The organism is Rhodococcus opacus (genome assembly GCF_012396235.1).
GTDB lineage: Bacteria > Actinomycetota > Actinomycetes > Mycobacteriales > Mycobacteriaceae > Rhodococcus_F > Rhodococcus_F opacus.
Genome location: NZ_JAAXPA010000008.1, coordinates 147,334 through 162,937 on the forward strand (window position 1 = coordinate 147,334; position 15,604 = coordinate 162,937).

The 15,604-nt window shown below is 68.3% G+C and carries 18 protein-coding genes; 4 read left to right on the plus strand and 14 right to left on the minus strand.

Annotation, left to right across the window (positions count from 1 at the left end; translation table 11 throughout):
- Nucleotides 1-16 precede the first annotated feature (16 nt).
- From HGB39_RS13140 to hppD, 3 genes are read right to left on the minus strand one after another with little or no spacing between them, the layout of a single operon-like run.
- A complete protein-coding gene (locus HGB39_RS13140; RefSeq protein WP_005566494.1) occupies nt 17-529 on the minus strand; it encodes a VOC family protein in 513 nt (170 codons plus the stop codon).
- Complete coding sequence (locus tag HGB39_RS13145; RefSeq protein WP_005566492.1) at nt 526-1,290, minus strand: SDR family NAD(P)-dependent oxidoreductase; 765 nt, start codon at nt 1,288-1,290, stop codon at nt 526-528. Before HGB39_RS13145 ends, HGB39_RS13140 begins: the two co-directional genes overlap by 4 nt.
- A gap of 33 nt (nt 1,291-1,323) precedes the next feature.
- A complete protein-coding gene (hppD, locus tag HGB39_RS13150; RefSeq protein WP_005566490.1) occupies nt 1,324-2,532 on the minus strand; it encodes a 4-hydroxyphenylpyruvate dioxygenase in 1,209 nt (402 codons plus the stop codon).
- 115 nt (nt 2,533-2,647) lie between these two features.
- Between hppD and HGB39_RS13155 the strand changes: the two genes are divergently transcribed.
- The gene (locus HGB39_RS13155) at nt 2,648-3,163 is read left to right on the plus strand and encodes an Lrp/AsnC family transcriptional regulator (protein WP_007300753.1); all 516 of its coding nucleotides are present in this window, start codon (nt 2,648-2,650) and stop codon (nt 3,161-3,163) included.
- Here the strand turns inward: HGB39_RS13155 and HGB39_RS13160 are convergent.
- Nucleotides 3,123-3,581 carry a MarR family winged helix-turn-helix transcriptional regulator gene (locus tag HGB39_RS13160; protein ID WP_206031912.1) on the minus strand — a complete coding sequence of 153 codons (459 nt, stop codon included), beginning with the start codon at nt 3,579-3,581 and terminating at the stop codon, nt 3,123-3,125. The two genes, HGB39_RS13155 and HGB39_RS13160, sit on opposite strands and share 41 nt — an antisense overlap.
- A 76-nt stretch (nt 3,582-3,657) precedes the next feature.
- Between HGB39_RS13160 and HGB39_RS13165 the strand changes: the two genes are divergently transcribed.
- Together HGB39_RS13165 and HGB39_RS13170 are read left to right on the plus strand one after the other, a co-directional pair.
- Complete coding sequence (locus HGB39_RS13165; RefSeq protein ID WP_005566487.1) at nt 3,658-4,512, plus strand: alpha/beta fold hydrolase; 855 nt, start codon at nt 3,658-3,660, stop codon at nt 4,510-4,512.
- Nucleotides 4,509-5,012, plus strand: a complete 504-nt coding sequence (locus tag HGB39_RS13170; RefSeq protein WP_005566486.1) for a DUF427 domain-containing protein — start codon at nt 4,509-4,511, stop codon at nt 5,010-5,012. The genes HGB39_RS13165 and HGB39_RS13170 overlap by 4 nt, the downstream gene beginning before the upstream one ends.
- A gap of 18 nt (nt 5,013-5,030) precedes the next feature.
- On the opposite strand, the gene HGB39_RS13175 is transcribed toward HGB39_RS13170, so the two are convergent.
- Nucleotides 5,031-5,489, minus strand: a complete 459-nt coding sequence (locus HGB39_RS13175) for a DUF3099 domain-containing protein (protein WP_005258359.1) — start codon at nt 5,487-5,489, stop codon at nt 5,031-5,033.
- 33 nt (nt 5,490-5,522) lie between these two features.
- Here HGB39_RS13175 and HGB39_RS13180 point away from each other — a divergent pair, with 33 nt between their 5' ends.
- Nucleotides 5,523-7,469: an acyl-CoA dehydrogenase family protein gene (locus HGB39_RS13180; RefSeq protein WP_005566484.1), complete on the plus strand. Its 1,947-nt coding sequence runs from the start codon at nt 5,523-5,525 to the stop codon at nt 7,467-7,469.
- On the opposite strand, the gene HGB39_RS13185 is transcribed toward HGB39_RS13180, so the two are convergent.
- The 9 genes from HGB39_RS13185 to HGB39_RS13225 all read right to left on the minus strand — a co-directional run bounded on the left by HGB39_RS13185 (nt 7,401) and on the right by HGB39_RS13225 (nt 15,452).
- Nucleotides 7,401-7,736, minus strand: coding sequence for a hypothetical protein (locus HGB39_RS13185; protein ID WP_005258361.1), 336 nt, complete (start codon nt 7,734-7,736; stop codon nt 7,401-7,403). The genes HGB39_RS13180 and HGB39_RS13185 overlap by 69 nt on opposite strands.
- Nucleotides 7,733-8,215: a transport-regulating membrane protein Mce1N gene (mce1N, locus tag HGB39_RS13190; protein WP_064079824.1), complete on the minus strand. Its 483-nt coding sequence runs from the start codon at nt 8,213-8,215 to the stop codon at nt 7,733-7,735. The genes HGB39_RS13185 and mce1N overlap by 4 nt, the downstream gene beginning before the upstream one ends.
- Nucleotides 8,216-8,470: 255 nt before the next feature.
- Nucleotides 8,471-9,076, minus strand: coding sequence for a hypothetical protein (locus HGB39_RS13195; RefSeq protein ID WP_039952859.1), 606 nt, complete (start codon nt 9,074-9,076; stop codon nt 8,471-8,473).
- 28 nt (nt 9,077-9,104) lie between these two features.
- Entirely contained in the window at nt 9,105-10,079 is a 975-nt protein-coding gene (gene hemB / locus HGB39_RS13200) for a porphobilinogen synthase (RefSeq protein WP_005566480.1), read from the minus strand.
- 78 nt (nt 10,080-10,157) lie between these two features.
- Nucleotides 10,158-11,723: a bifunctional uroporphyrinogen-III C-methyltransferase/uroporphyrinogen-III synthase gene (locus tag HGB39_RS13205; RefSeq protein WP_005566479.1), complete on the minus strand. Its 1,566-nt coding sequence runs from the start codon at nt 11,721-11,723 to the stop codon at nt 10,158-10,160.
- A gap of 75 nt (nt 11,724-11,798) precedes the next feature.
- Nucleotides 11,799-12,764, minus strand: coding sequence for a hydroxymethylbilane synthase (gene hemC / locus HGB39_RS13210; RefSeq protein ID WP_005258378.1), 966 nt, complete (start codon nt 12,762-12,764; stop codon nt 11,799-11,801).
- Nucleotides 12,761-14,200: a glutamyl-tRNA reductase gene (locus tag HGB39_RS13215; RefSeq protein ID WP_037204261.1), complete on the minus strand. Its 1,440-nt coding sequence runs from the start codon at nt 14,198-14,200 to the stop codon at nt 12,761-12,763. The genes hemC and HGB39_RS13215 overlap by 4 nt, the downstream gene beginning before the upstream one ends.
- The gene (locus HGB39_RS13220; RefSeq protein WP_007300746.1) at nt 14,197-15,051 is read right to left on the minus strand and encodes a redox-sensing transcriptional repressor Rex; all 855 of its coding nucleotides are present in this window, start codon (nt 15,049-15,051) and stop codon (nt 14,197-14,199) included. Before HGB39_RS13220 ends, HGB39_RS13215 begins: the two co-directional genes overlap by 4 nt.
- 140 nt (nt 15,052-15,191) lie before the next feature.
- Complete coding sequence (locus HGB39_RS13225) at nt 15,192-15,452, minus strand: glutaredoxin family protein (RefSeq protein ID WP_005560387.1); 261 nt, start codon at nt 15,450-15,452, stop codon at nt 15,192-15,194.
- Nucleotides 15,453-15,604 lie beyond the last annotated feature (152 nt).

Genomic DNA, 15,604 nt, shown 5'->3' on the forward strand with positions numbered 1-15,604 from the left:
TAGTGGGTGGCCAGGATCACTCTGCCCGATCCGTCGCGCCGGGCGATTCCGGGACGAGCGAGGCGAACATCGCCCGCATCTCCTCGGACAGCTTCATCAGTTCCACGTAACCGCCGAGCGGGCCGCCCTCGAGGTACGCGAACTCCATCCCGACGCCCTCGAACCGGCCGCGCTGCACCACCGGCAGTCCCCGGCGTCCGGCCTCGGCGACGGTGGCCTCGAAGTCTTCGGGAACCCAGGCCACGTGATGGACGCCGGGACCGCTGGTCTCCAGCTGTTCCGTGTAGAGGTTGCGTCCCGACACCGGTTGGATCAGTTCGAGCTGCTGTCCGCCGGCGTATCCGAGCGACACGTGGACCACGTAGTCGGCGGGCTGCCCGCGGTAGGTGCAGTGCTCGGGTCCGAAGTGCACGTCCGGGAGCCGCAGCCATCGCGCGACGCCCAGCTGTTCGGTGAAGTGCCGCTCCGCCGACTCGATGTCGTCGACGACCCAGCAGATCTGGAAGATCGGACCTTGGACGAGACTCATGCCATCTTCCCGTTGTCCACCGAGTACACGGCTCCGTGGATGGCGGAGGCGTCGTCGGATGCGAGGAAGGCCACCGTCTTCGCCACGTCCTCGGGTTCCATCAGCCCTCTCGGGGAGGCAGACTTCATGACGAGCTCGAAATCGACACCGTCGGGGAACGCGAAGTTCGTGACCTGCGGCGTCATCATCCCGCCCGGGCAGACGGCGTTGATCCGCAGCGGTGTGCCGGTGAATTCGAGTGCCATCGCGCGGGTGAGGCCCACCAGTCCGTGCTTGGCCGCGCAGTAGCCGGCCGAGTACGCCTGCCCCTGCAGTCCGGCGACGGATGCGACGTTGACGATGTTGCCTCCGCGTTCGAGCAGATGCGGCAACGCTGCCCGCGACAGGTAGAACGGCCCGTTCAGGTTCACGGCGAGATCGCGCGCCCAGTCCTCGTCCGTGACGTCCGCGGTGTGCCGGAGGGTGTGCGAACCGGCGACGTTGATCAGGACGTCGAGACCGCCGAGCCCGTCGACGCAGGCCACCACGGCCCCGCTGCACGCTTCCGGCGACGCCACGTCCGCCGGCGCACAGTGCCCCGCGGCCTCCGGTCCGGCGATCTCGATCATGGCCTGCCGCAGCGCATCCCCGTCCCGCGCGACCCCGAACACGCGGGCGCCCCGGTCGGTGAGGAGCCGGGCCACGGCGTGCCCGAGCCCCGAGGACGCCCCGGTGACGAGAGCGACCTTCCCTGCGAACGTTCCCCGATCCGTGTCCTCCATCAGTCGATGATGCACTGCGTGCCGATCGGAGGTTCACAGATTGCCGCGGGCCGCCTGCTCACGCTCGATGGATTCGAACAGGGCCTGGAAGTTGCCCGCCCCGAACCCGAGCGAACCGTGCCGTTCGATCAGCTCGAAGAAGATGGTCGGCCGGTCGCCGAGCGGTGTGGTGAAGATCTGCAGGAGGTATCCGTCCTCGTCGCGGTCGACGAGGATTCCGCGCTTCTGCAGTTCCTCCACCGGCACCCGCACCGTGCCGATCCGGGCACGCAGCTGCGGGTCCTCGTAATACGCGTCGGGCGTGTTCAGGAATTCGACGCCCTCGGCCCGCAGCGCGTCCACCGTCGCGAGGATGTCTCCGGTCGCGAGGGCCAGGTGCTGGCAGCCCGGCTCACCGTAGAACTCGAGATATTCGTCGATCTGCGACTTCTTCTTTCCCACCGCGGGTTCGTTGAGCGGGAACTTCACCCGGTGATTGCCGTTCGCCACGACCTTCGACATCAGCGCCGAGTACTCCGTGGCGATGTCGTCGCCGACGAATTCGGCCATGTTGGTGAACCCCATGACCCGGTTGTAGAACCGTACCCAGTGATCCATCCGGCCCATTTCGACGTTGCCGACGGCGTGGTCGAGCGCCTGGAACAACCGCTCGGGCTTACCCGGTCGCGCCGCGAAACCGCTGGAGCGCGCGACGAATCCAGGCAGATACGGGCCGTCGTACCGGCTGCGGTCGACGATGGTGTGCCGGGTGCTGCCATACGTGGCGATCGCCGCGAGCCGCACGGTACCGAACTGATCCGTGACGTCGCGCGGGTCCTCGAGAATGGTGGCGCCCTGCGAGCGTGCGTGCGCGATGCAGCGGTCGACGTCGAGAACTTCCATGGCCAGGTCCACCACGCCGTCGCCGTGGGCCCGGTGATGGTCCGCGAGCGGGCAGGTCGGATCGACGGCGCCGTGCAGCACGAACCGTGCCGACCCGGACTCGAGGACGAACGACTTGTGCGAGCGCTGACCGGTCTCCGGCCCGGCGTAGGCGACGAGGGTCATGCCCCAGGTGGAGACGAAGTACTGCATGCTCTGCGTCGCGTTGCCGCACGCGAATACCACGGCATCCATCGCGACCACGGGAAACGGATCTGACGCGTCGTCGTGTTCGACGAGCCCGACCAACTGCCGGAGCTCGTCGGTCTCCAAATGTGCGGCCACCTCGCGGGGCGTCAGGCGAATGTCGGAGATAGTCATATCCCACTGTGATCCAGCACACATCACTGCGCAACGGCGCCTCTTGACGCTGCTCAATCTGTACAGGATGCTGGATGAAAATACGGTTCGACGCTACATATTGACCAGGGACGCCATGAGCATCGATCGACTCGACGCGGCACTGCTCGACCTGCTCCACGCCGAGCCGAAGGTCGGGGTGCTCGAGGCGTCGAGACGCCTGGGAGTGGCGCGCGGCACCGTCCAGGCGCGACTCGACCGGCTCGAACGCACCGGCGTGATCACCAGTTCGGCACCGACCCTCGACCCGGAGGCCTTGGGGTTTCCGGTGGTCGCGTTCGCCACCCTCGAGATCGCCCAGGGCAACGGGCACGCCGCGGTCGTCGAGCACCTGACCGCCATCCCCGAAGTGCTCGAGGCGCACACGATCACCGGGGCCGGCGACGTCCTGGTCCGCGTGGTGGCGCGTACCCACGCGGACCTGCAGCGGGTGATCAACTCGATCGTCGACGGGCACAACGTATTACGCTCGTCGACCGTCATCGCGACACAAACCCAGATCGCCCTGCGCCACGACCAACTCGTCCGCGCCGCGGCCCCGCCGCCAACCGTCAGCGGTCCTCGGGACTCAACTCGTCCAGCAGGGAACTGAGCACGGAGCAGGCGTCGTCGAACCGGTCGTGGCCGACGATGCCGCCCCAATGGTGCTCGATCTCGGCGACCCGCACCGCGGCGTCCTGCAGCGCCTGCCGTCCCCGCGCGGTCGGGACGACCAGTTTCGCCCGCCGGTCCCGCGTGTCCGGAATCCGCTCGACGTACCCGAGGTCCTCGAGATCGTTGATGAGTTCGGACGCGGCGGACAGACTCAGTTCGGCACGGGAGGCGATCTCCGTCAATCGCCGGCCCTCCCAGCCGATGTTGCCGAAGATCTGTAGATGCGGCGGGCGGATGTCGCCGTAACCGCGTTCCGCCATGGGCTCGCTCAACTCCCGGCGGAACTCGTGCAGCAAACGAACCAGCAGCTGCCCCACCGCCGGCCGATCGGACGGCAGACCTCTTGACCGTTCCATGACACAGGAGAATACTACGGTTACCGAAGTTTCGGTTTCCGAAGCAATACTCGACATCACGCACCTGGGGCATCCCATGGACACACAATCGATCACCCGAACCGTCCCGACGAGCGTCGGGAACCTCGCCGTCCACGTCACCGGCAGCGGGCCGCCGACCGTGCTGTGGCACAGCCTTTTCGTCGACTCGACGACGTGGGCGCCCCTGCGCAGCCATCTGGTCGCGCACCGGCAGTTGATCTCGATCGACGGACCCGGCCATGGGGCCAGCACAGCCGTACAGCGGCGGTTCACGATGGACGAGTGCGCTACGGCGGCAATCGCCGTCCTCGACGCGCTCGACGTCACCGAGCCCGCCGACTGGGTGGGCAACGCCTGGGGTGGACACGTCGGACTCGTCGCGGCCGCCGACACTCCCGACCGGTGCCGCACCGTGGTCACCATCGGGACACCGACCCAGGCCCTCACCCGCAGGGAACGCGCCAGGATCGTGCCGATGGTGTGGGCCTACCGCATCGCCGGACCGATTCCACCGCTCACCACCGCGGTGATGAACGTCCTTCTCGGCAAGGAGCTTTCACGAACGCACCCGCAACAATTCCGGGCCGTCTCCCGCAGCTTCCGGCAGGCTCCGCGACGCGGCATGCACCAGGCGATGCAGTCGATCATGCTGCACCGCAAGGGCCTCGACCCTCTCCTCCCCCGGATCGGGGCGCCGACGCTGATGGTCGTCCCCCGCGCAGACACGATGATCTCCCTCGAGCAGGCACGGGCCGCCGCGGCGACGATGCCGCACGCCGCGGCCACCACGGTGGACGGCGCCGGCCACATCACACCCCTGATCGCCGACCCGGCCGCACTCGCCGACCTGATCACCGCCTTCTGGCGCGACCCCGTGGGATACCTCGCGATGATCAGCACCTCGGCATGACGAGCGGCCACCCGATCCCGGACCCCGTCGGTCCGGGACAGGAATCGGTGTGGGACTACCCGCGGCCACCCGTGGTCCAGCCGAGCGGCGAGTTGGTGGAGGTGCGGTTCGGCGGGCAACTCGTCGCACGCACGCGCAACCCGCTGCGTCTGCTCGAGACGAGCCACCCGCCGACGTACTACCTGCCGCGCACGTGTTTCGCCGAGGGGGTCTTGCATCCGGTTGCCGGGAGCACGGTGTGCGAGTGGAAGGGGCGGGCGGATTATTTCGACGTCGTCGCGGGCGGACACGTCGCCGAGCGTGCGGCGTGGCACTATCCCCGGCCGGTCGCCGGGTACGAATCTCTCGTCGGGCACGTTGCGGTCATGCCGGGATCGATGGACGGCTGTTTCGTCGACGGCGAGCGGGTTCGGCCCCAGACGGGGGGCTTCTACGGCGGGTGGATCACCGATCGGGTGGTGGGCCCGTTCAAGGGTGTGCCCGGGAGTCGCTTCTGGTGATCGTCCTGGTCAGACGCTTCACCCGCTACCGTGGGACTCGTCCTTCTCCCACGGCGGCAGGTCGTCGACGATCAGGGCAACGATCCACGGCAAGGGAAGGGACGCACCGATGATCGCCACAGCCACCCACGGGTTGCCGGACAGGCCGTAGACCACCGCCGACAGCACGAACGCGAGGATCCTCAACGACGACACGATCACGTACTTGCGCACCCGGACCCGATGCTGTTGCTCGAGTGACACCGATGCCGTGGTGATGCTGACCGGGTGGCGGGCGGTGCCACTCGGCGCGGAGGTCCACCGGAAGGTCGGACCCGTGACGGCGGACCGTAGTGCGCGGGAAAAGTTCACCACACCGGAATACCCCGGACAGTGCAGAGCGCAACACCCATCGCCGGTGCCACGGTCGGCCGGAAGAACGGGATCGCAGATGCGTAGAGCCGCGGCCACGATCCCCATCCGTTCCTCGACCGACATCACGCGCCTCGGAGCGACGGCTACTGTCGAGTCATGGCCACCACAGCTGACCACCTGAGAAGCACACTCGACGGACGCTGGCGGGAGGTACGCGAGCGTGTCAGGGCGGAACTGTCCGGCTCCCCCGACTTCGCACCGCACTACACCCCCGACCTCGACGAGGCCCGCGCCAAGACGCTGGCGCAGTTGCGTCTGCTGGCGAGCAACGGCTACGCCGCCGACGGATTCGCGAAAGACCACGGCGGCACCGGTGACGCCGGAGCCGCAGTCACGAGCATCGAGATGCTCGCGATGTCGGACCTGTCCCTGATGGTCAAGGCCGGCGTGCAGTGGGGACTGTTCGGCGGCGCGATCGAGAACCTCGGCACCGCGCGCCACCACGAGGCGTACGTGAAGCGTCTCGTCGCCCTGGATCTGCTGGGGTGTTTCGCGATGACCGAGACGGGTCACGGCAGCGACGTACAGGCGCTCGAGACCACTGCCACGTACGACGCGGACGCGGGCGAATTCGTCATCCACTCCCCCACGCCGTCCTCACGCAAGGACTACATCGGCGGGGCGGCGCAGCACGCGACGATGGCGGCCGTGTTCGCGCAGTTGATCACGGGCGGCGAGTCGCAGGGCGTGCACTGCTTCGTGGTACCGATCCGGGACGAGGACGGCAACGACCTCCCCGGCGTCCACACGTCGGACTGTGGCTACAAGGGTGGGCTTCCCGGTGTCGACAACGGCCGAATCACGTTCGACCAGGTCAGAATTCCGCGCGAGAACCTACTCAACAAGTACGCGGACGTGGAACCCGACGGCACGTACACCTCGCCGATCGACAACGCGAACCGCCGATTCTTCACGATGGTGGGCACTCTCGTGCGGGGACGGGTCACGGTGGGCGGGTCCGCCGGCGCCGCCGCCCGCGTCGCATTGTCGATCGCCACCCGATATGCGTTGCAGCGCAGGCAGTTCAATGCGCCGCAAGCCGAGGACGAGGTGCTGCTCATGGACTACCTCGTCCACCAGCGCAGGCTGTTCCCGCTGATCGCACGCTCCTACGCGCTCCAGTTCGCCCAGAACGAGCTCGTCGCCAAGATGCACGAGATCCAGAGCAGTGCCGACGCCGACCCCCAGGAACAGCGTGAGCTCGAGGGCCGCGCCGCCGGGCTCAAGGTCGCGAACACCTGGCACGCCACCCGTGCGATCCAGGAAGCCCGTGAAGCGTGTGGCGGCGCCGGGTACATGGCCGAGAACCGTCTCACGGCGCTCAAGGCGGACACGGATGTGTTCACGACGTTCGAGGGCGACAACCACGTCCTGACGCAGCTGGTGGCCAAGGAACTGCTCACGTCCTACGCGGACGAGGTGCGCGGCATGAGCCCCGTCGAATGGATGCGCTTCGCGGCCACCACGGTCTCCGACGTCGTCAAGAAGCGCACCGCCGCGCAGCAGATCATCCAGACGATCCTCGACACGAGGCAGGACAACGAGGAGGACGGCAGCCTCTTCAACCGCGGCACCCAGCTGACGATGTTCGAGGACCGCGAGCAGTACCTGCTCTCGACCGCCGCCCGTCGCCTCCAGGGTGCGCAGAAGCGCGAGGAGAACCCGTTCGACGCCTTCAATTTCGTGCAGGATCACGTGCTGCACGCCGCGCAGGCGCACATCGACCGGGTCGTGCTCGAGGCGTTCGTCGCCGGCATCGACGAATGCGAGGACGACGACGCCCGCGACCTGCTGAGCGATGTCTGCGACCTCTACGCGCTGAGCGTGATCGAGGAGGACAAGGCGTGGTTCATGGAGCACCGGCAGCTGTCGGTGGAGCGGTCGAAGGCGGTGCAGCGGGGAATCAACGAACGTTGCCGGTCGCTGCGGCCGCACGCGCAGACGTTGATCGAGGGACTCGGGGTTCCCGAGGCGCTACTCGGCTCCGCGATGCTCGACGGTCCCGGGACCGACACCGTCCGCAAGACCCAGATCTTCCGGTGACGAGGACGGCTCGGCGGGTTCGCCCGCCGGGCCGGACCGGAACCGGCGTACCGAGTCGATCACCAGCAACCCCGCGACCGTCAGCAGTCCGGCGGCGACGGCGATCCACGACCCCGAATACTCGGTTCCCTCGAAGGAGGGTGCACCCGGCGCCACGGGACCGAACTCCGAGGTGACCTGGGCGTGGTTCCAACACCACACCGCGGCGACGACACCGGCCACGGCGCCGATCCACTCCGCTGCCACCACCACGGTCCGGCGGTTCATTCCGCCGACCCGTCCGCCGACTTCGCGAGCAGCGATTCGAGCTGCGCGCGCAGTGCCACGTCGTCTTTGGCCCACGCCTGCACCAGGGCACCGTCCCGCAGTCGCAGCCCGATGCCCGTCCGCCGGCGGGGAACCGCGGACAGCTCTCCCAGACTCCGGGCGGTTTCCCACGGCTGCTGCTCGTACGACTCCGGGTCGGCCGGGGGCATGATCTTCACGATCTCGGTGATCGGCAGGTCTTCGGCGCCCTGCCGCAGCGACGACGTCGTGAGTTCGACGCTGGCATGCCTGCGCGCGGCCACCACCTGCACGTAGACGAAACCGCTGAGCAGCACCGCGAACAGCGGCAGCGCGAACCAGTGCACCACCGGGCCGGTGAGCAGTTCGATGATCAATGCGATCAGGCAGAACACCGGACCGAACGCCACCATCCGCCAGCGGGCGCCGGGCTCACTGAACAAGACGGCTGGTTCGCTCACACGCTCATCCTGCGACATCGTGGCCCGCGAGGAAAACGTGAGGCACGTCAGGAGAGGGCGCCCGGGATCACGACGAGCAACAGGGTCAGCAGTACGAAGGCCACGATGAGGGCGAACATCAGTGCTTCCTTGCGAGACCCGTGTGCTCGATCGTCAGCGCGCATGGAGAAAAGTCCTTCGGTCGAAATGAAGTCTGCGGTCTGCCCTTGTGACGTACTTCACGGTACATCTTTATATTTCACGAGCAAATCGAAGCTACTCGGCGGAGGGGGGCAACCTCAGGAAGTAGCTGTTGGAATCCTTGCGGTGCATCAGCACGACGGCGCCGACGGCCACCACGGCCTGGAGAATCTGCACGCCGCCCAGAGCGAGCGCGGTGCCGCTCCCGTCGGATCCGATGCCGAAGAGCACCGGGACGGTCCACACCACCATCATCACGCACGCGATGGTGAGCAGCATCCGGGCCCAGTTCCGGCCCTTACGCATGAAACGCACGAACAGGAGGAACAGCCCGGTGAGGATCAGGATGAGGACGACCGTGAATCCGATACCCACGTAGAACAGCGACTCCACGCTGTCGCGGCTCATGTCGACCTCGCCGGAGGTAACGCTGGGGTTGTTCATCAGTTCGTCGACGAACGTCGACTTCTCCCCCACCACCAGAACCATCGCGGCCAGCGCCTGGATCAGACCGAGCCCGGCCACCGCCCACAGCAGCTGCGCCGCGGTGCCCACGTCGACCGGTGCCGGACGTTCCGGCTTCGGCTGCGGCACCGGCGGGGGGTACGGCAAATTGTGCGGAGACGGGCCCTGCTGGTGCGGTGCCTGGTGCGGCGGTGTCGGTGGCCACTGCTGGGTCATGGCACTACCGTATCCGCCGACGAAACGATCACAACCAGCCGGCCGCTTCGGTCGCCCAGTACGTCAGCACGACGTCCGCGCCTGCGCGGCGGATACTGGTCAGCGATTCGAGGATCGCGGCGTCCCGGTCGATCCAGCCGTTCTGTGCGGCGGCCGTGATCATGGAGTACTCGCCCGAGATCTGATACGCCGCAACGGGGACGGGCGAACGGTCCGCCGTCTCGCGCAGGACGTCCAGGTAGGACATCGCCGGCTTCACCATCACCATGTCGGCACCCTCGTCGATGTCGAGGTCGACCTCGCGCAGCGATTCCCGGCGATTGGCCGAATCCTGTTGGTAGGTGCGGCGATCACCCTGCAACGACGAACCGACGGCCTCACGGAACGGGCCGTAGAACGCCGATGCGTACTTCGCCGAGTACGCGAGTTGACCGACGTCGGCGTAGCCCGCGTCGTCGAGTGCCTTGCGGATGGCGGCGACCTGGCCGTCCATCATTCCGCTCGGACCGAGCAGATGCGCGCCGGCCTCGGCCTGCGCGACCGCCATGTCGACGTACCGCTGCAGTGTGAGGTCGTTGTCCACCGCACCGCTCGCGTCGAGAACACCGCAGTGACCGTGGTCGGTGAACTCGTCCAGGCAGGTGTCCGCCATGACCACCGTCGCATCGCCGACTTCGTCTGCGAGCCAGCGCAATCCGCGGTTCAGGATGCCGTCCGGATCGGATGCACCGGAACCCTCGGCGTCCTTGTCGTCGGGACGCGGCACCCCGAAGAGCATGAGTCCACCGAGTCCCGCCTCGACCGCCTCCCTCGCCGCCCGCCGCAGCGAGTCGGGTGTGTGCTGGAAGACACCGGGCATCGACGAGATCTCACGAGGCTCGTCGATACCGTCCGCGACGAACATCGGCAACACGAGATGCCGTGGCTCGAGCGAAGTCTCGGCGACGAGACGACGCAGGGCCGGTGTCCGGCGAAGCCGTCGCGGTCGGTGGGTCGGGAACAAGGACATGCCCTCCTTCGTCGGGCCCGTGCGCCTTTTTGGCAGTGGGAACAACCAAAAAGGCGCACAGGCGCGTAGCGCCTATCGCCGAGCGCGGGACTTCTTGCGCGGCGGGGGCAGTGCGCCCTCGGCACGCAGGCGCGCGGCGTGCTCGGCGAGAGCCTCCACCAGCGGGCCGACCTGAGCGGTCTCCGGCTGCACGTCCACGCGCAGGCCGAACTCGATGGCCGTCTCGGCGGTCTTCGGACCGATGCAGGCAACGAGGGTGCGCGCGTGCGGCTTTCCGGCGATGCCGACGAGGTTGCGCACCGTCGAGGACGAGGTGAAGCAGACGGCGTCGAACCCACCGGTCTTGATCATCTCGCGGGTCTCGGCCGGCGGCGGCGCAGCCCGGACGGTGCGGTAGGCGGTGACGTCGTCGATTTCCCAGCCTCGTTCGCGCAGGCCCTCGGCCAGCGTCTCGGTGGCGATGTCGGCGCGGGGCAGCAGAACCCGGTTGACCGGGTCGAACACGTCGTCGTACGGGGCGAATTCGGCCAGCAGGCCTTCGCTCGACTGCTCGCCGGAGGGCACGAGTTCGGGGTTGATTCCGAACGAGCGCACCTTGGCGGCCGTGGCCTCACCGATGCAGGCGATCTTGACGCCGGAGAACGCGCGGGCGTCGAGCCCGAACTCCTCGAACTTCTCCCACACCGCACGCACCGCGTTGGTGGACGTGAAGACCACCCACTGGTACCGGCCGTCGACGAGGCCCTTCACGGACCGTTCCATCTGCGCCGGGCTGCGGGGCGGCTCGACGGCGATGGTGGGCACCTCGATCGGAATGGCGCCGTGCGTGACGAGGCGGTCGCTCATTTCGCCTGCCTGATCCTTGGTGCGCGGCACCAGGACCTTCCAGCCGTACAGTGCGCGCGACTCCCACCAGGACATCTTGTTGCGCTGGGCGACGACCTTGCCGACCGTCACGACCAGCGAACCGACCAGTTCGGAACCGGCCTCGTTCAGCGTCGCGAGGGTTGCCTCCACGGTGCGCTGCTGGCGGGTGGTGCCGCGGACCGTGATGGCGGCCGGGGTCTGCGGAGCCAGGCCGTGCTCGACGAGGGCGCTCGCCGTCTCGGCGAGATGACCCGACGTGGCATGCAGGACCAGCGGTCCGGGTGCGGCGGCCAGGGCAGCCCAGTCGACCTCGCCGCGGACGTCGGCCTCGGTGTGTCCCGACCCCAGTGCCATACCGGCGTAGGACGGGACGGCGGACGCGGACGGCAGGCCCGGCAGGACCTCGAACTGCACCTGGGTGCGGGCGACGGCGGTGACCTCGGCGATCACGGAGTCAGTGGTCAGCGGGTCGCCGGACACCAGCCGCACGACGTCGTGGCCGTTCTTCGCCTCGTGGACGAGGGTCTTCGCGACCTCCGCCGGCTCACCCAGTGCGGGACGGACCTCCGCGAGCGGCTCACCGGTCTCGGCGTCGACGCCCAGGTCGGTGCCCACCAGGACCGTGACGCCCTTGTCGACGTCGGGGTCGGTGAAGGCGAGGGTCGCTGCGGCAAGGACGTCCCGTGCGTGCACGGTGAGCAGTGCCGGATCGCCCGGTCCGGATCCCACGAACAGGATTCGTCCGGGGGTGTTCTTACGGACTCGGCTCATCGGTAATTCTCCAGTGCGATCATGTGTCGAGATGGGTACAGGAAGCGGATCGGCCGATCAGTCGGCCTTCGCACATCAAACATCGGCATCACCGGCCTCGGTGACATTCATCAGCTCCCGCGCACCGAGCTCGAGAAGCTCACGCGCGACGGAGCGGCCGAGTTCTTCGGCGTTCTCCGGGGAGCCCACGGCCCCCGTGCGTATGACGTCGGAACCGTCGATGGCTGCGGCGCAGCCCCGGACGGACAGTTCGTCGAAGATGTGGCCGTCGTCGTCGAGTGATTCGACGACCTCAGCGATGGCGCCGACGGGCGCGGTGCAGCCGGCCTCGAGCTCCGCGAGCAGTGCGCGTTCCGCCGTGACGGCGGCGCGGCTGTTCGGGTCGTCGAGCTCCGACAGGATCGCGACGAGCGCTGTGTTCGCCGACAGGCATTCGACGGCGAGCGCGCCCTGCGCGGGTGCGGGCAGCATCTGGACCGGTTCGATGGACTCGGTGATCAGGTCCAGTCGTCCGATCCGCGCCAGGCCCGCTCGGGCGAGGACGACGGCGTCGAGTTCGCCGGACTCGACCTTGCCGAGGCGCCGCTGCAGGTTGCCGCGCAGCGGGCGGATGTCGAGGCCGAGGCCCAGCGCCCGGAGCTGCGACGTGCGCCGCGGTGCGGACGTGCCGACCTTCGAACCGGCGGGCAGTTCACCGAGTACCAGTCCGTCGCGGGCCACGAGCGCGTCGCGGGGATCCTCGCGCGGCGGGATGGCGGCAATGGTGAACCGTTCGTCGGGGGCGGTCGGCAGGTCCTTGTAGGAGTGGACGGCCACGTCGACGCGTCCGTCGGCGAGCGCTTCCCGGAGTTCGGCGGTGAAGACGCCGACTCCGATCTTCTCCACCGATTCCATGGACTGGTCGCCCTTGGTCTTGATGATGACGAGTTCGGCGTCGTGCCCGGCCGAGATCAGTGCGTCACGCACGGTTCCGGCCTGGGTGGTCGCGAGCTCACTCCCACGGGTTCCGATCCGCAGCGTACGGGTGCCGACGGCGCTCATGCCTGCGATTCCTTCCCATGGTTGTCGTCTGTGACGAAGCGGCGCAGGCGCGGGTCCTGGCCGGCGATGAAGCCATCCGTGATGTCGATGGCGCTCAGGTCGGTGGCGCCGCCGAGGTCGGTGGGCTTGGCGACGGCCTCGACGGACCCGGGGCTGAGTTCGAACAGCTCACGCAGGGCGGCGGCGTAGGAGTCGCCACCGGGTGCGGAGGCGAGCTGCTTCACCCTGACCGTGGGAGCGTGGAGGAGTTTGTCGACCACTCGCCGCACGGTGCGTGCGACCTCGTCGCGCTCGGGGTCGTCGAGTCCGGGCAGACGCGAATCCAGTCGCATCAGTTCCGCCTCGACCACGTCCGCGGCGCGCTGGCGCAGGGCGGTGACGGTCGGCGTGACCTCCGCCAGCCGCTGGCCGGCGAGGTAGTTGGCGAGTTCGGCAGCGACGATCGTCCGGGCGGCGTCGGCGTCGGATGCGGCGGCGCCTGCGGCGGGATCGCGCTGCAGCGATTCCATGTCGAGGACGGTGACCCCGGGCAGGCCCGACACGGCGGGCTCCACGTCGCGGGGCAGTCCGAGGTCGCAGATGACGAGGGGGCGTTCGGCGTCGCGGCCGGGCTGTGCCAGCGCCCGGTGGGTGTCCGCGAGCGTGACGACGGCGCCGACCGCGCCGGTACAGGTCACGAGGACGTCCGCCTGGGCCATCGCGGCCGGGAGTTCACTCAGCTCGAGGGCATCCGCCTCCACACCGTTGGACCGGGCGGTGTCGGCGAGGTGCTCCGCACGCTCCTTGGTGCGATTCACGACGACGATGCGGCCGATCCCGGCACGCGTGAGGTGCGCGACCGACAGGCCACCCATGGATCCGGCGCCGACCACGACGGCGGTGCGTCCGGCCAGTCCGCCGTCGCCGACGATGCCGGCAGCCCGGTCGAGGGCCACGGACACGACGGACGCGCCCGCCGAGTCGATGCCCGTCTCCGAGTGCACCCGCTTGCCGACGCGCAGCGCCTGCTGCGCGAGTTCGTGCAGCGTGCGGCCCGCGGCCTGCTGGGCGTCGGACGACGCGTAGGCGGTCCTGATCTGCCCCAGGATCTGCTGCTCGCCGATCACCATCGAGTCGAGGCCGCTGGCCACGGCGAACAGGTGCTCCGCCGCCGCCTCGCTGTAGCGGACGTACGCGTGCCGGTGCAGATCGGTGAGATCCAGTCCGGAGTGGTCGGCAAGCAATTCGCCGACCTCGGACAGCGCACCGTGGAACGCATCGACGACGGCGTAGATCTCCACCCGGTTGCAGGTGGAGACGATCATCGCCTCCGAGATGTGCGACGACGCCAGAAGCTTGTCCGTCAGCTTCGGGCGATCGGTGTCGGTGACAGCTACCCGCTCGAGAACCGGCACCGGGGCCGTCCTGTGCGAGACCCCGACAAGCAGAACACTCACGGCGCGATCACTGATCCGTTTCTTGGTGCGGTGGACGGGACAGCCGAATGTCCGATGCGGACGCGGGGAGCGGTGGGGACCGATTCCGTGTTGCGTGCGCTGTTGAACGAGAGGACCTGCATTTCGACCGCGAGGTCGACGCGGCGCATCTCGACGTGATCGGGGACGTCGAGCGAAGTCGGGGAGAAGCTGAGGATGCAGCGCAGTCCGGCGCGCACCAGACGGTCGGCGACTTCCTGCGCCGCCTCGTCGGGCGTCGAGATGACACCGATGGTGGCCTCGAGTTCGGCGCAGGCCTGTTCGAGTTCGTCGACGTGCCGCACGGTGAGGTCGCCCACCGGCGCACCGACCCGCGCCGGGTCGCTGTCGAACAGTCCGACCATGGAGAACCCGCGACGGCCGAAGCCGCCGTAGCCGGCGAGCGCCTGGCCGAGGTTTCCGACGCCGACGAGCACCACCTTGTGTCCGCGGTCCAGGCCGAGTGCTCGCTCGATGCGGGCCCGCAGGCGCGTCACGTCGTAGCCGACGCCGCGCACACCGTTCGGCCCCAGGAAGGAAAGGTCCTTGCGGAGCTTCGCGGAACCGACACCGGAAGCGGCGGCGAGTTCTTCGCTCGAGACGATGATCGTGCCGCGTTCCGTCAGCACTCCGAGGACCCGCAGGTACGTCGCGAGGCGCGTCACCGTAGCCTGGGGGATGTCCCGCGATTCGGGGAGCGGAGCCGCGCCGGCGACCGAGGGGGCCGGAGACCCGACCACAGACTGCCCGACCGCCCCCGTGACGCCAGGGGCCACAGACCCATGCGTCTGGTGCGTTTCGGTCACGTCGTTGGCTCCTCGTCCGACCGGCATTCGATGCCGTTCTTCACGATGCTCCGGGGAATTGTTCACACCACGGTAACTGCTTGTGAACCCATGCACAAAGTCGCTGCGACTGCGCGACATGCGGTCCTACCTGCACGGCATCGGAAGATCCCACTTTTAGGGTTCCCTTACTTGCGTAAATCCGAGCGAAGGCGCTCTTCGTCGACCTCCCAGTAACTGTGCTCACGTCCGTCGAGCAATACCACCGGCAATCGGTCGCCGAATTCGGCCCGCAATTCGGGGTCCGTGGCCGCCGCCTCGTCGACGTCTATGCACGTCAGTTCCAGCCCGAACTCCTCGCACACCACCAGCAGCCGCTCGCGGGCCGGCGCGCACGCACCGCACCCCGCCCTCGTGAGAAGCGTCACCTCGTGTCCGTTCGTGCTCATGCCTCGCCACTTCCTTTCGACGCGTCCGGTGGAGTCACTGTGCCGTTTCGGGGTCCACAGACGCCAATCGACTCGGAGATGAACGTCACACAGTCCCCCCTGCACGGCCATCCACCCGCCCCGTCCCCGATTCGGGGGATAGGCTGCTCCCA